This window comes from Paraburkholderia sabiae (genome assembly GCF_030412785.1).
In the GTDB taxonomy this organism is placed as follows: domain Bacteria; phylum Pseudomonadota; class Gammaproteobacteria; order Burkholderiales; family Burkholderiaceae; genus Paraburkholderia; species Paraburkholderia sabiae.
Window position 1 is genome coordinate 2,189,959 of sequence record NZ_CP125295.1, and the last position, 13,758, is coordinate 2,203,716.

Here is a 13,758-nt window from a genome sequence, read left to right on the forward strand (position 1 = left end):
ACGTGCAAGGTTTTTGCAAGAACCGTGCCGCGCGGAAAAGCCTCGCCTTATACGACCGTTTTGTTCAGCGCCTAGACGATCACGTCCGCGCCATCGCCGGCGGGTTCGACCTTTTCGGCTTCGCGTTCGATCTGCCGCTGCGGTTCGCGCGTGGCCCGCGTGCGCTGCAGGTCGATCAGTTCGCGATACGACAGCCAAGCGCCCGAGCCGCCCGACTTCGCCGCATACATCGCGGCATCCGCGTTGAGCAGCAGCGCTTCAGCGGAATCGCCGTCGGAGGGGAACTGGCTGATGCCGATGCTCGCGCCGACGGCCATCGGCTGATCGCCGATCAGCAGTTCGTCGTCGATCGTTCGCACGATGCGCGCGGCGATCGCAGGCGCGGCTTCGGCGGAACGCTCGCCCTTCACGAGCACGATGAATTCGTCGCCGCCGAGCCGAGCGACGACATCGCCCGGATGCAACACCTGTTGCAAGCGACGCGCGACGATCGCGAGCACATCGTCGCCGACGGAGTGGCCGTATTGATCGTTGATCTGCTTGAAGCGGTTCAGGTCGATGAACAGCACCGCGAGCCGCGATCCGTTCACGCGCGCGCGGTCGATCGCTTCCTCCAGCTTCTGCATGAACAGCATGCGGTTCGGCAGCCCCGTCAGGCCGTCGTGACTCGCGAGATGCGTCAGTTCATGCTGCTTGCTGCGCAACTCGTCCATCTGCACGCGGATCTCACGGCGCATGCGCTCGAAGCCGCGCGCAAGCACGCCGATTTCATCCGTGCGCCGCACGGGCAGCGCGTCCATCGTGTGCTCGGAGAAAAAGTGCGTGGCGGCGTCGGCGAGCGTATGCAGCGGACGCGTCAACGCGCGCGCAAACAGGATGGCCAGCAGGATCGCGAATGCGCTGAAAATCAGCACCATCCGCACGATGCTGTTGCCGAGCATGTTTGCGCCGACGAGCACATCGTGCAGCGGTTTCGCGAGACCGATCACAAGAAAGCGGTTGCCCTGCGATTCGCCGAACGGCCGGCGCACGAAGGCGAGCACATGGCCCTGCGCCACGTTCGGTTGCGTCAGGCCGTTGAGCAGCACGGGCTGCGTCGACTGCTCGAACAAATGCTTCGTCGCCGCGAAACTGTCCTGCATGAACACGCGCCGGCCCTTGTCGAAACCGAAGGTCTGCGACGGATCGGGATGCACGAGAAAATCGCCCCACTCGTTCGCGAGATAGACCTGATAGTCGGTCGGCAGATCGGCTTGCGAAAGGCGCAGCAGGCTCGCCAGATCGACGTCGATCACGACTGCGCCGACCACTTCGCCGCGCGCGTTCGCGACGGGCGTGCCGACTCGCAGCGTCGGCTTGCCTTCGGCCGCGTGCGCGCCATGTTCGTGATTGACGGCGATGGGCGAGATATACACGCGCCCCGGCTGCAGTGCGAGCGTCTCGAACACATACGCGAACTGGCCTTTCTCCTGCAGCGCGCTTTCCTGCACACGCACCGCGCCGCCCGATTCGCGATCGAGACGGATCAGTTCCAGCCCGTAGTGATTACGCGCGATGAGCCGCACCTGCAGATACTCGGGATGCTGCACGATGAAGCTCGCGAACACCTGCGCAAGGCGGTCGCGCGCCGGGTTTTCGAGCGACGTGCCGTCGTCGCTCATCGCGATGTTTGCCGCTGATGGCATCGTCGACAGCACGAGCGCATCGGCGGCGATATCGTTGATCGCGACCGTGAAGCGCTGCCCGAGCAGTTCCGTCGACGTGAGCAGGCTGCGCTCCGCTTCGTGCACGAGCATGGTCCGGTTCGCGCGATACGCGTAAAAGCCCGTCGTGCCCGACGCCAGCACGCCGATCAGCGCGAGCAGCACAGAGAGCTTGAACGTGAGTCCGGGACGCATCATCAGAATCGCTCCGGACGGTCGCCCGACACGATACGGCTCCACAGCGCCTCGCGCTTTTGGATATTCTCGACGGGTTCGAGCCAGCGAATGTGGCTCTTGCCGGTGTTTTCAGGCGCTTCCGTCAGCGTGTTCGCGAGCCCCTGACGTTGCGTCAGCAGACGGCTCACATCGGGCTCGAGCATGTAGTTGATCCACGCGAGCGCGAGCGGACGGTTCGCCGCCGCGCTCGTCATCGACCAGCAGTCGAGCCACGCGAGCACGCCTTCGTCGGGAATCACATAGCCGACGTCGGCACCCGCGCGGCGCAGCAGTTCGAGTTGCTGCGTGCCGTAGTTGCCGAACATCAGCGCGACCTTGTGCTGCACGAAAAACGCGGCGGCTTCTTCGGGCAGGTTGTAGTAGGTCAGCAGATTGCGGCGCAGATCGATCAGCTTGCGCGTGATCGTCTGGACCTGCGCGTTGTTCAGCTGGAACGGATCGGGATAACCGAGCGCGAGCGCCGTGAACGAGAAGTTGTGCTGCGCGCTGTTGTAGTCGAGCACCTTGCCGCGATAGCGCGGATTCCACAGTTCGTTCATCGAATGCGGCGCGACGCTGACCTGCTTGCGGTCGTAGATCAGGCCCATCGTCGAATAGGTGAACGGAATCGCGTAGACGGTGCCGTGTTTCGTGAGGCCGTCGATCGACGACAGCGCGCGAAAGCGCGGCAACTGGCGCTTCGTGTTCGGCAGACTCGCGAGGTCGAGCGGCGCGAGCAGATTGTCGTGTGCGTAGCGCTGGATTTCCGCAGTGTTCGCGGCGAGCACGTCGAACTGCGGCTGCGAGCCCTGATGCATCTTGTCCCACAGCGCTTCGTCGGAATCGATCAGCGTGACTTCGACCTTCGCGTGATAGCGGCTCTCGAATCCCTTCACGACATCGGCATCGGCATAGCCTGGCCATGCCAGCACGCGCAGCACGTTCTCCGCCGCCGTCGCATGTGCAACCAGCATGCAGCAGCCGAGAAAAAGGATGACTGAGTCAAGTAAGCGTTTCGGACGAACAACCGCTCGCGCAATGCGGGCAACATTGCCCCGCCGCCAGACACATGCATATGAGTTGCACCACCGCATTTCGTCTGTCCTTGTTGCGATCCGACATCAATGCACTTCAACGCGCACGCGAGGGAAAACGATGTTCGCCGCTTGCGAAATACGCGCGGCGTTTTTCTTCAGGAGAATGAACAGCAGTCTAGCCGAATCGCGTGCGCCAAAATATATCTCGTATGGTCTTCACGCTGATAACGGCTTAGATGGCCGCTTCTTTAACGATTGGAAGGCAACATCTTTTCAAGCAGCGCTTCAGAAAAAACGCCTCGATAAGATGTACGGCCGGCACGACAAACCATCGCGTGTTTCAAACCCGCGTTTGTTTTATCGCCTGTTTTTGCAGCGTTATCTTAGGGACCGTTGATGACAGCCGTTCGCACGGCCGTGTTTTTCTGCGTGTTTTCAAACGGCCGATGCGTGAACGCGTTACTGGACGGATGCCACCGCGCGGCCGCCCTTCTGCACGCTGCCAACGGGATGCAGTTCGAAGCAGAAGGTCGTGCCTTCGCGTTCGACGAGCCGTATCTGGCTGTCGTGCAACTGCAGCATGCGCTGCACGATCAGCAGCCCCAGCCCGCCGCGATGCGCGCCGCCCGACGTGAACGCGCGCTGGAACAGCCGCGCGCGCACTTCGGCCGACATGCCCGGCCCTGTGTCGCTGACCGTCACCGACACCTTGCCGTCGCGCACGGCGAGATCGACATCGACGGCGCCGTCGTCGGGCGTGTGACGGATTGCGTTGTCGAGCAGGTTAGTCAGCACACGCTCGATCATGCCGAGATCGGCCGTCACGTTCGGCAGACGCGGTGCGATGCCCGCGCGCAAGTGGATATGCCGCGCTTCCGCCGACAACTCGAATTTCTGGAACACGTCCTGCAGCAGATCGACGAGCGAGAAATCTTCGAGCGCGAGCTGCACGTTGCCGTGTTCGAGTCGCGCGAGTTCGAACAGCGACTGCGCGAGCCGTCCAACCTTCACGCTCTGTGCAAGCGCGATCGCGAGATAGCGCTTGCGCTCGGCGTCCGTCAGCGAATCCGCTTTCATCGACAGCGTTTCGAGGTAGCCGTGCAGCGACGTCAGCGGCGTGCGCAGATCGTGTGAAATGTTCGCCACCAGTTCGCGCCGCTCCTGGTCCTGCCGCGTCAGTTCGCGCCATTGCTGGCCGATGCGTTCGGCCATCTGCGCGAAGGTCGATTCGAGCGTCGCGATTTCGTCTCGTGAGTTGGGTGGCGCGACGCGTGCCGCATGCTGCAGCGTGGGCGGCGTGCCGGGTTCGCCGTTCGCGTCGAACTGGCGCATCGCGTCGGTGAGACGGCGCAGCGGCCGCGTGATCAGACCGAACGCCATCAGACCGGCAACCAGACCCAGCAACGCGACAAGCGCCATCGACCATAACGTGGTGCGCAACACCGAACTCGCCGCGACGCGCGCCGCGAGTTCGTCGTGCGCTTCGCCCTGGAGCACGACGTACAGGTATTCGGGCGGACGGTTTCCTGTGTGCGGCAGCAGCGCAGCGCTGAAGACCTTGCGGCCGTCGATGCTGCGCGGGTCGTCGCCGAGAATCGGCAGCGCGTCACCGGCGATGAACTGCCTCACGGGCTTTACATCGACCTGCATCCGCTTCAGATGCCCGGCGGGCGCGTCGTCGCCTTCGATATGGCCGTTCTGATCGAGCAGATACACCTCGACGCTCGGATTGACGACCATCAACTGCCCGAAAATCTCCCGCATGGCTGCCTTGCGCGTGCCGTCGCCGCTGTCGTCCGACAAGGCCGGATTGCGCGCGATATGCGACGCCAGATCGCGCGACAGGCTCTGAATGACTTCCTTCTCGTGCAGATCGCTCGAACGGATCTGCAGCCACGCCGACGCGCCGCAGCACGCGAGCAGCAACACCGAAAACACCAGCGACAGCCGCTGGGTCAATGACAGGTTCACGGCGCTTCTCCCTCGTGCGCGGCCGGGTCGGCGACGAACTTGTAGCCGCGTCCCCAGACCGTCAGGATGCGCGTCGGCTGCGCGGGGTCGTCTTCGATCTTCGCGCGCAGCCGGTTGATGTGCGTGTTGACGGTGTGCTCGTAGCCTTCGTGCTGATAGCCCCACACGGCGTTGAGCAGATCCATCCGCGAAAACACCTTGCCCGGACGGCTCGCGAAGAAGTACAGCAGATCGAATTCGCGCGGCGTCAGTTCGATCCGTTTGCCTTTCACGGTCGCTTCGCGCGTGAGCGGGTCGATGAACAGCCCCGCGAGATTCAGGCTGCCCGCTTCCATGCGCGCGTCTTTCGCCATCGCGTCGGCGCGCCGCAGCAGCGCCTTCACGCGCGCGACCAGTTCGAGTACGGAAAACGGCTTCGCGAGATAGTCGTCCGCACCGAGTTCGAGGCCGAGTATCCGGTGCACTTCGCTCGACCGCGCGCTGGTGATGATGATGGGCGTATAGCGCGCCATCGCGCGGGCGCGGCGGCAGATCTCCAGACCGTCGACGCCCGGCAGCATCAGGTCGAGGATCAGCGCGTCCCAGTTGCCCTGCTCCAGCAGCCGCAGCCCTTCGTTGCCGTCGGCGCTGTGCACGACTTCGTAGCGCTCGTCCCGCAGATGCAGGCTCAGCACATTCGCAATGTCGACGTCGTCTTCGACGATCAGTACGCGCTTCGGGTGGTCCATCGGCTCGCTTGAAAAGAATTGACCAGATAAGTGGGATGAAACGTCGTCATACAACGTTTACTGCCCTGACATTGTGCAGAAAATTCGGCCGCCGGGTTATCACAATTAATTTAAGTTTCCGTGAGGACCCTGAGATCACGGCGGACTTACGCTACGGCCACGTTCAATCGAGTCGCACGAAGGAGCACACGATGAAAAGCCGCAGGCAGTTCCTGTTGACGGGTGGCAGCGCGCTGGCGGCGCTGGCAGCCCTTACGAACTGGCGCGCGCTCGCCGCGGGCGCGCCGGATGCATCCAGCAGCGGTGCGGCTGGCGGTGCGGCTGGCGGTGCCGCCGCGCGCTTCGAAGTCATGCATTCCGATTCGCAGTGGCGCCAGCAGCTCACGCCCGCGCAATACCACGTGCTGCGCGAGGAAGGCACCGAGCGCCCGTTCAGCAGCCCGCTGAACGACGAGCACCGCAGCGGCGTGTTCGCCTGCGCGGGATGCCGCCTCGACCTCTTTGCGTCGAGCACGAAGTTCGACAGCCACACGGGCTGGCCGAGCTTCTGGGCGCCGCTCGATCACGCCATTGCGACGCGCGAGGACGGCTCGTGGGGCATGGTGCGCACGGAAGTGCATTGCCGGCGCTGCGGCGGCCATCTGGGTCACGTGTTCGACGACGGCCCGAAACCGACGGGACTGCGCTACTGCATGAACGGACTCGCGATGACTTTCACGCCGCGCGCCGCCTGACTTATCTAACTTCGCACGATCAACCATCCAACGATCATGTTACTCATCGTCCTCGCTTACCTCGGCGGCGCGCTCACGATCCTGAGTCCGTGCATTCTGCCCGTGCTGCCCTTCGTCTTCGCGCGCGCTGACCAGCCGTTCGTGCGCTCCGGCCTGCCGTTGCTCGGCGGCATGGCGCTCACCTTTGCCTTCGTCGCGACGCTGGCGGCCGTCGGTGGCGGTTGGGTCACGCAGGCTAACCAGTACGGCCGCTGGATCGCGATCGTGCTGCTCGGTGTGTTCGGCCTGACGCTGCTGCTGCCGCGTCTCGCCGATCGTTTGATGCACCCGCTCGTCAGCGCGGGCAACCGGCTCACCGCGCTCGCACAGAAGGACGGCGACAAGCCGCGCATCGGCTCGTCGTTCCTGCTCGGCATCGCGACGGGTTTGCTGTGGGCGCCGTGCGCGGGCCCGATCCTCGGCCTCGTGCTGACGGGCGCCGCGCTGCGCGGCGCGAGCGTCGGCACGACGTTGTTGCTGCTCGCGTATGCGGCGGGCGCGGCGACCTCGCTGGCGATCGCGCTGCTGATCGGCGGCCGGGTGTTTGCGGCAATGAAGCGCTCGCTCGGCGCGGGCGAATGGGTGCGGCGCGGGATCGGCGCGGCGATGCTGTGCGGCGTCGTGGCAATCGCACTCGGCTTCGATACGGGCGTGCTGACGAAGATCTCGACGGTCGCGACGGGCGGCATCGAACAGCATCTCGTCGACAAGTTCTCGCCGCCGAAGCCCACTAGCAACGATTCGATGATGTCCGCGAACGCGCCTGCGATGAAAGCGACGGCCAATACCCAGACCCAGCCCGCGGGCACGATGATGCGCGCGTCGACGGATGCTGCGCCGCTGCCTGTGGAAGGCACGCTGCCGCCGCTGACGGGCGCCGTCCAGTGGCTCAATTCGCCGCCGCTCACGGCTGACCAGTTGAAAGGCCAGGTCGTGCTCGTCGACTTCTGGACGTACTCGTGCATCAACTGCCTGCGCACGCTGCCGTATGTGAAAGCGTGGTCGCAGAAGTATCGCGACATGGGACTCGTCGTGATCGGCGTGCATGCACCCGAGTTCGCATTCGAGCGCAATATCGACAACGTGAAGAAGGCTTCGCACGATCTCGGCGTCGATTATCCGATCGCGATCGACAACAACTACGCGATCTGGCGCGCGTTCGGCAACCAGTATTGGCCGGCGCACTATTTCGTCGATGCGCAGGGCCGCATCCGCCATCACCACTTCGGCGAAGGCGAGTACGAGCAGTCGGAAAAGATCATCCAGCAACTGCTCGCGGAAGCGGGTCATTCCGAAGCGGCTCAGGTGGCGACGGGACTCGAACAGCACGCGAAAGGCGTCGAAGCCGCCGCCGACGGCAACGACATGATGTCGCCGGAAACGTACATCGGCTACACGCGCGCCGAGAACTTCATGTCGCCGGGCGGCGAAGCGCCGAACCACGCACGCGCCTACGCCGCGCCGTCGAGCCTCGACGTCAACGACTGGGGACTCGCGGGCACTTGGAAAGTGGGCGCCGAGCACGCGACGCTCGACGCGCCGGACGGACGCATCGTCTATCGCTTCCATGCGCGCGATCTGCATCTCGTGCTCGGGCCGGGCGCAAACGGCAAGCCGGTGCACTTCCGCGTGACGATCGACGGCAACGCACCTGGCGATGCACGCGGCACGGATGTGAATGCCGACGGCACGGGCGTCGTCACGGAACAGCGTCTGTATCAGCTCGTGCGGCAAACGGGCAACGTGACCGACCACACCTTTTCGATCGAGTTTCTCGATCCGGGTGTCGAGGCTTACGCATTCACGTTCGGTTAATTGTTGATTTAGTTATTCGAGGACGACTCAAGATGAACAAGAAACTCATCGCAAACGCATTCGGCTGGACGCGCACATCGGCGGGACGCATCGCGGCGTGCGTCGCGATCGGCGCGGGCGCGATTGCCTGGCAACACGTCGCGTCGGCGGAACAGGCGGTGCGGATTCCCGCGCCCACGCAGGACGAAAAAGTGGGCGCCACGCATACGGAAACAGCCGTCTTCGCGGGCGGCTGCTTCTGGGGCGTTCAGGGCGTGTACGAGCACGTGAAAGGCGTGCAGCAGGTTGCCTCCGGCTACACGGGCGGCGCAGCGAACACTGCGCAATACGAGACCGTCAGCGATGGCGAAACGGGCCACGCGGAATCGGTGCGAATCACGTATGACCCGACGCAGATCACCTATGGCCGTCTGCTGCAGATCTTCTTCTCGGTCGCACACAATCCGACGCAGCTGAACTACCAGGGCCCCGATCACGGCACGCAATATCGCTCGGCCGTGTTTCCGCAGAACGCCGAGCAGCGCGCGATCGCGCAGGCGTACATCGCGCAGTTGGGCAAGGCGAAGGTGTTCAATGCGCCGATCGTGACGAAGGTCGAGGACTTCAAGGGCTTCTATCCCGCCGAGCAGTATCACCAGAACTACCTGGTGCTGCATCCCGATTCGCCGTACATCGCGATCAACGATCTGCCGAAGATCACCTACCTGAAGCAGATGTTCCCGGAGATCTATCGCAACGATCCCGTGTTGCTGAAGACGTCGGCTTCGTAACGCACGACGTCAACCGCCGACGGCCTCGACGATGCGCTTGCACAGCGCCTTGTCCGGATACGGGCCGACGCCCGCGCGCACGTTGTCGGCCATGTATTCCGGGCGGCCGGTGCCCGGAATCACGACGGTCACGGCGGGCTGCGCGAGCACGAATTTCAGCAGGATCTGCGCCCACGTCGTGCAGCCGATATCCGCGGCCCACGCGGGCAGCGGCGTCCTGCTGACACGCGACAGCAGCCCGCCGCCGCCGAACGGCTGGTTGATCACGACGCCGATCCCCAGCTCGTGCGCGAGCGGCAGGATACGCTGTTCAGCATCGCGATCGTCAGCGGCGTAGTTGATCTGCACGAAGTCGGGCTTCTCGCTGCGCATCACGCTCGCTACCTCGTCGAACGCACTCGACGTGTAATGCGTGATGCCGATATAGCGGACGCGCCCGCGCGCTTTCCAGTCGCGCAACGTGGTGAGTTGCGTGCGCCAGTCGACGAGGTTGTGCACCTGCATCAGATCGATGCGCGGCTGTTGCAGGCGGCGCATCGACTGCTCCATCTGCGCGATGCCCGCTTCGCGTCCCTGCGTCCAGACCTTGGTGGCGACGAACGCCTTGCCATGCGCGTCGAGCCGCGTGAGCAACGTGCCCGCGACGGCTTCGGACGAACCGTACATCGGCGACGAATCGATCGCCGAGCCGCCTGCCGCGAACAGCACCTTCAGCACTTCCGCGAGCCTCGCCTGGCCTTGCGGATCGTCGCCGACATCGAACGTGCGCCACGTACCGCAACCGACGACAGGCAACGGCTCGCCCGTCGACGGAATCTTGCGGGTTTCCATGCGTGGCGAAGCCTTGTCCTGTGCCTCCACGAGCGACGCAGCCGACAACGCGAGCGGCATCATCAGCGCGCTTCTCAAGAAGCCGCGGCGTGACGGAGATTCAAAGGAACGAGGCATCGCCCGGAACCACGTCAGCCCGGACGCCGCACGATGAAATCGATCTCGACGAGCGCATCGCGGGCGAGCCCCGTCACGCCCACGCAGGTCCGCGCAGGCAAACGTCCCGGCGGGAAATGCGCGGCGTAGACGGCGTTCATCGTCGCGTAGTCGCGCTTGAACTCGGTCAGGAAAATACGCGCCGACACGACATGTTCGAGCCCGAGACCGATGCCCTTGAGCACCAGCACGAGGTTGTCCATCACGCGCTTGGTCTGCGCGGCGACGCCTTCGGGCAAGGGCGCTGCGTCGTCGTCGGGCAGCGTCGGCATCTGGCCCGTGACGAACACCCAGCCGCCCGATTCCGTCGCGTGTGAAAACGGGCCGACAGGGGTCGGCGCGCCCTCGACCATCCAGAACTGCGTGGTTTCGCTCATCAGTTGGAACTCCGTGGACTTCGCATCGATCGGTTGAAGACTTGCTTCGAATGCACGCGTGAAGGCATACGTGAAGGCATACCTTAGCGCGCTTCGTGCAGCCTTGCATGAACCTGCTGCGTCAGCAGCAAGTCACAGCGCGCCATCGTCGCAGGCCAAAATCACACGCGCAAAAAAAGCGCGCTCCTTCACGAAGCGCGCTTATTCGCGGCAATGCCGGTGCGAAACGCTATCAGGCGTTGCTCTGTCCCGCCGGACGGCACGACGCACGACGGCGCGCCGGTTTGGGTGCATCGACGACATCGAGCACTTCGCGCCACCAGCGCTCACCGCGATGCGGCGCATTGAGATCGAGCCGCTCGCCCATGCGCGGCGTCGCGAGCGCGATACCGTGCGCGGCGGCCAGTCCGACCACACGCTCGAACGGCTCCTGCCAGCGATGCATCGCCAGATCGAACGTGCCGTTATGGATCGGCACGAGCCAGCGCCCGCGCAGATCGATATGCGCCTGCACGGTGTGGTCGGGCTGCATGTGGACGTACGGCCATTGCGCGTCGTACGCGCCCGTTTCCATCAAGGTGACGTCGAACGGACCGAACCGCTCGCCGATCGTCTTGAAGCCGTCGTGGTAGCCCGTGTCGCCGCTGAAGAATACGCGCAGATCGCCGTCGACGATCACCCACGACGCCCACAGCGTGCTGTTACCGTCGAACAGGCTACGCCCCGAAAAATGCTGTGCGGGCGTCGCCGTGAACTGCACGCCTTCGACCTCGACGCCCTGCCACCAGTCGAACTGACGCACCTTCGCGGCATCGACGCCCCACTCGATCAGCCGGTCGCCGACGCCGAGCGGCGTCAGGAACACGCCCGTCGTCGCGGCCAGCGCGAGCACCGTCTCGCGATCCAGGTGATCGTAGTGATCGTGCGACAGGATCACGCCGCGCAACGGCGGCAAGTCTTCACGCGCGATGGGCGGCGCATGAAAGCGCTTCGGCCCCATCCGTTTGAACGGCGACGCGCGCTCCGCGAAAACCGGGTCCGTCAGCCAGAACTGGCCGCGCAGCTTGAGCAGCATCGTCGAATGACCAAGCCGGAACAGGCTGCCGTCGGGCGCCGCGTCGAGATCGGCGCGTGTCAGCGATTCGACGGGCAGCGCGGCAGACGGCATCGTGCCGTCGGGCTTGTTGAACAGCACGTTCCACGCGATGCGCAGTGTCTTGCCGAAACCCTCGACTGGCCGCGGCTTCACATTGCGAAAGCGCTCGCCGTCATGCTGCGGCGACGCGCTGGACAGTTCGCGACCGCGTTGCGCCGCGGCGAATCCCAGAATCTGACTGATGTTGCCGATGATCGATTTCATGCGAAGCGTCGCCCGAACGGAAAGTGAACAGAAGGTAGACTGCACAGTGTAGTTTATTATCTCAAAAAGTAAACCCGGCGGTGTAAAATTAAAAGATGGACGACAGCACCACACTTTCCCGTCTGACCGATCGCAAGCGCGCGGCCGTGATCGAAGCGGCCATCGACGAATTTCGCGCGGCCGGTTTCGACGCCACCAGCATGGACCGCATCGCGGCGCGCGCGAGCGTGTCGAAGCGCACGGTCTACAACCACTTTCCGAGCAAGGAAGCGCTGTTCGCGGCGATCCTCGAGCAGCTATGGGACGCGAGCAAGGCGGGCGATGCGCCCGGCTATCGCGCGGATAAGCCGCTGCGTCCGCAGTTGATCGACCTGCTCGCGCAGAAGCTGCGCCTGCTGAACGACGACGCCTTCATGTCGCTCGCGCGCGTGGCGATCGCGGCGGGCATTCATTCGCCCGAGCGCGCGCGCGACATGGTGGCGCGCATCGGCGAGCGCGAAGAAGGTTTGACTGTGTGGATCCGTGCCGCAGCCGCCGATGGCCGGCTGAACAGGCCCGACCCGGCTTTCGCCGCGCAGCAGCTGCATGGTCTGGTGAAGGGATTTGCGTTCTGGCCGCAGGTGACGATGGGCCAGCCGCCTCTCTCAGCGGATGAACAGACGAAGATCGCGGAAACGTCGGCGGATATGTTTCTGGCGCGCTACGAAGTCGATACGAAAAACCCTGCCTGAGCGACGCACGGCGCGTCATTCGCACTCGTCCGCAACCAGCCCCGCCAGCGTATCGCCGAACCCGCCCCGCACCCTCGACGTAATCCGCGCGCTCGTCACCACGCGCGGCGCCGCGCTCCACGCGATCCGCGCGCCCGTCTCGACCAGCAGCCCGACCAGCGCGACATCCTCACTGCACGCAAGCGGCGGAAATCCGCCGACACGGCAATACGCGCGCGCCGACACGCCGAGATTCGCGCCGTGAATATGCCGATGCCCATCGGCGTTCATGTACGCGCGATAGAACGCGTCGCGGGTCAGTTCGTCGTGCTCGCGCCAGTCTTCGACGATCACCGGGCCGCACACCGCTTCTGCATCGAGCGCGAGTTGCGCGACGAGCCAGTCGGGCGCAACGCGGCTGTCGGCATCGGTGAACGCGAGCCAGCGCACGCCCTGCTCCAGTAACGCCGCCGCGCCTGCCGCGCGCGCCATCCCAACGTTGCGCACGTCGAGCGTCAGCGCGTGCGCATCGAAACAGCGCGCGATCGATGCCGAACGGTCCGTGCAGCTATCGAGCGCCACAACGATTCTCACGAATTCGCCGCGCAGTTCCGGATGCGAAGCCGCGATGCGTGCCGCCTGCAGGCAATCGGCGAGCAGTTCTTCTTCGTCGTGCGCGGGGATCACGATGCCGATCATGCGAGCCCCTCACATTGCGCAACCGATTGCCCATCCTTCGACCACACGTCGAGCAGCAGATCGTGCTCCGCATGCTGGACGATGCGGTTCAGCGCGGGCAGCGCGTCGAAGGTCGCGTGCACATCGTCGGCCGTTTGCAGCTTGCCTTCGAACGGATGCCGCCAGTGACACGCGACGAGCGTGCCGTCTTGGGTTAACGACGCGCATGCGCGCTGCGCAAGCTCCGCCGTCGCTTCGCGCGACAGGTAATAGCACAACTCGCCGATCACGATCAGATCGAAGCTCGCGTCGGGCCATTGCTCGGGAATCGCGCGTTGCTCGAAGGTGACGTTATGCCTGTCGGCGAGACGTTCGCGCGCCAGATGCACGGCGTGCTCGCTGATATCGCACACGTGCAGACGATCGCAACGCTGTGCGAGCAGCGCCGACAATTCGCCGTTCGAGCACGCCGGTTCGAAGCCGGCGCGATAGCACTCGCGCGGCAGCGCCGCCACCGTCAGCTGACGCTTGCGGCGTTCGTACCAGCTTTCGCGATAGTCCCAGGGGTCGTCGTCCTGGCGATACAGATCGTCGAAATAGGCGGCGGGGAATGGCATGTTCGACATGTGCGCG

At 64.5% G+C, this 13,758-nt stretch carries 14 protein-coding genes; 5 read left to right on the plus strand and 9 right to left on the minus strand.

Annotated features, from left to right (window positions below):
- Positions 1-71: 71 nt before the first annotated feature.
- Together QEN71_RS09820 and QEN71_RS09825 are read right to left on the minus strand one after the other, a co-directional pair.
- Positions 72-1,901: a diguanylate cyclase domain-containing protein gene (locus QEN71_RS09820; protein WP_201649233.1), complete on the minus strand. Its 1,830-nt coding sequence runs from the start codon at positions 1,899-1,901 to the stop codon at positions 72-74.
- Positions 1,901-3,013 carry an extracellular solute-binding protein gene (locus tag QEN71_RS09825; RefSeq protein WP_201649232.1) on the minus strand — a complete coding sequence of 371 codons (1,113 nt, stop codon included), beginning with the start codon at positions 3,011-3,013 and terminating at the stop codon, positions 1,901-1,903. Before QEN71_RS09825 ends, QEN71_RS09820 begins: the two co-directional genes overlap by 1 nt.
- A gap of 106 nt (positions 3,014-3,119) precedes the next feature.
- Here QEN71_RS09825 and QEN71_RS09830 point away from each other — a divergent pair, with 106 nt between their 5' ends.
- Positions 3,120-3,353 (plus strand): hypothetical protein, encoded by a 234-nt coding sequence (locus tag QEN71_RS09830; RefSeq protein ID WP_201649231.1) that lies wholly within the window; start codon positions 3,120-3,122, stop codon positions 3,351-3,353.
- 62 nt (positions 3,354-3,415) lie between these two features.
- Here the strand turns inward: QEN71_RS09830 and QEN71_RS09835 are convergent, their stop codons facing one another.
- Both QEN71_RS09835 and QEN71_RS09840 read right to left on the minus strand, forming a co-directional pair.
- Positions 3,416-4,927, minus strand: a complete 1,512-nt coding sequence (locus tag QEN71_RS09835) for a sensor histidine kinase (protein WP_201649230.1) — start codon at positions 4,925-4,927, stop codon at positions 3,416-3,418.
- The gene (locus QEN71_RS09840) at positions 4,924-5,655 is read right to left on the minus strand and encodes a response regulator transcription factor (protein ID WP_201649229.1); all 732 of its coding nucleotides are present in this window, start codon (positions 5,653-5,655) and stop codon (positions 4,924-4,926) included. The genes QEN71_RS09835 and QEN71_RS09840 overlap by 4 nt, the downstream gene beginning before the upstream one ends.
- Before the next feature lie 191 nt (positions 5,656-5,846).
- Between QEN71_RS09840 and msrB the strand changes: the two genes are divergently transcribed.
- The 3 genes from msrB to msrA are packed head-to-tail and all read left to right on the plus strand — an operon-like array spanning position 5,847 to position 9,013.
- Positions 5,847-6,389 (plus strand): peptide-methionine (R)-S-oxide reductase MsrB, encoded by a 543-nt coding sequence (gene msrB / locus QEN71_RS09845; protein ID WP_201649228.1) that lies wholly within the window; start codon positions 5,847-5,849, stop codon positions 6,387-6,389.
- Positions 6,390-6,425: 36 nt separating this feature from the next.
- Positions 6,426-8,243: a cytochrome c biogenesis protein DipZ gene (locus QEN71_RS09850; protein WP_201649227.1), complete on the plus strand. Its 1,818-nt coding sequence runs from the start codon at positions 6,426-6,428 to the stop codon at positions 8,241-8,243.
- A gap of 32 nt (positions 8,244-8,275) precedes the next feature.
- Positions 8,276-9,013, plus strand: coding sequence for a peptide-methionine (S)-S-oxide reductase MsrA (gene msrA / locus QEN71_RS09855; protein ID WP_201649226.1), 738 nt, complete (start codon positions 8,276-8,278; stop codon positions 9,011-9,013).
- 9 nt (positions 9,014-9,022) lie between these two features.
- On the opposite strand, the gene QEN71_RS09860 is transcribed toward msrA, so the two are convergent.
- The 3 genes from QEN71_RS09860 to QEN71_RS09870 form a co-directional block, all read right to left on the minus strand.
- Positions 9,023-9,907: an aldo/keto reductase gene (locus QEN71_RS09860; protein ID WP_377790663.1), complete on the minus strand. Its 885-nt coding sequence runs from the start codon at positions 9,905-9,907 to the stop codon at positions 9,023-9,025.
- Between the two features lie 68 nt (positions 9,908-9,975).
- A complete protein-coding gene (locus QEN71_RS09865; protein WP_201649224.1) occupies positions 9,976-10,377 on the minus strand; it encodes a RidA family protein in 402 nt (133 codons plus the stop codon).
- A 232-nt stretch (positions 10,378-10,609) separates the two neighbouring features.
- Positions 10,610-11,737, minus strand: a complete 1,128-nt coding sequence (locus QEN71_RS09870; RefSeq protein WP_201649223.1) for an MBL fold metallo-hydrolase — start codon at positions 11,735-11,737, stop codon at positions 10,610-10,612.
- A 95-nt stretch (positions 11,738-11,832) separates the two neighbouring features.
- Between QEN71_RS09870 and QEN71_RS09875 the strand changes: the two genes are divergently transcribed.
- The gene (locus QEN71_RS09875; RefSeq protein ID WP_201649222.1) at positions 11,833-12,468 is read left to right on the plus strand and encodes a TetR/AcrR family transcriptional regulator; all 636 of its coding nucleotides are present in this window, start codon (positions 11,833-11,835) and stop codon (positions 12,466-12,468) included.
- Between the two features lie 15 nt (positions 12,469-12,483).
- Here the strand turns inward: QEN71_RS09875 and QEN71_RS09880 are convergent, their stop codons facing one another.
- Positions 12,484-13,146 (minus strand): glycosyltransferase, encoded by a 663-nt coding sequence (locus QEN71_RS09880; protein ID WP_201649221.1) that lies wholly within the window; start codon positions 13,144-13,146, stop codon positions 12,484-12,486.
- Positions 13,143-13,751, minus strand: a complete 609-nt coding sequence (locus tag QEN71_RS09885; protein WP_233471730.1) for a class I SAM-dependent methyltransferase — start codon at positions 13,749-13,751, stop codon at positions 13,143-13,145. The genes QEN71_RS09880 and QEN71_RS09885 overlap by 4 nt, the downstream gene beginning before the upstream one ends.
- Positions 13,752-13,758: the final 7 nt, after the last annotated feature.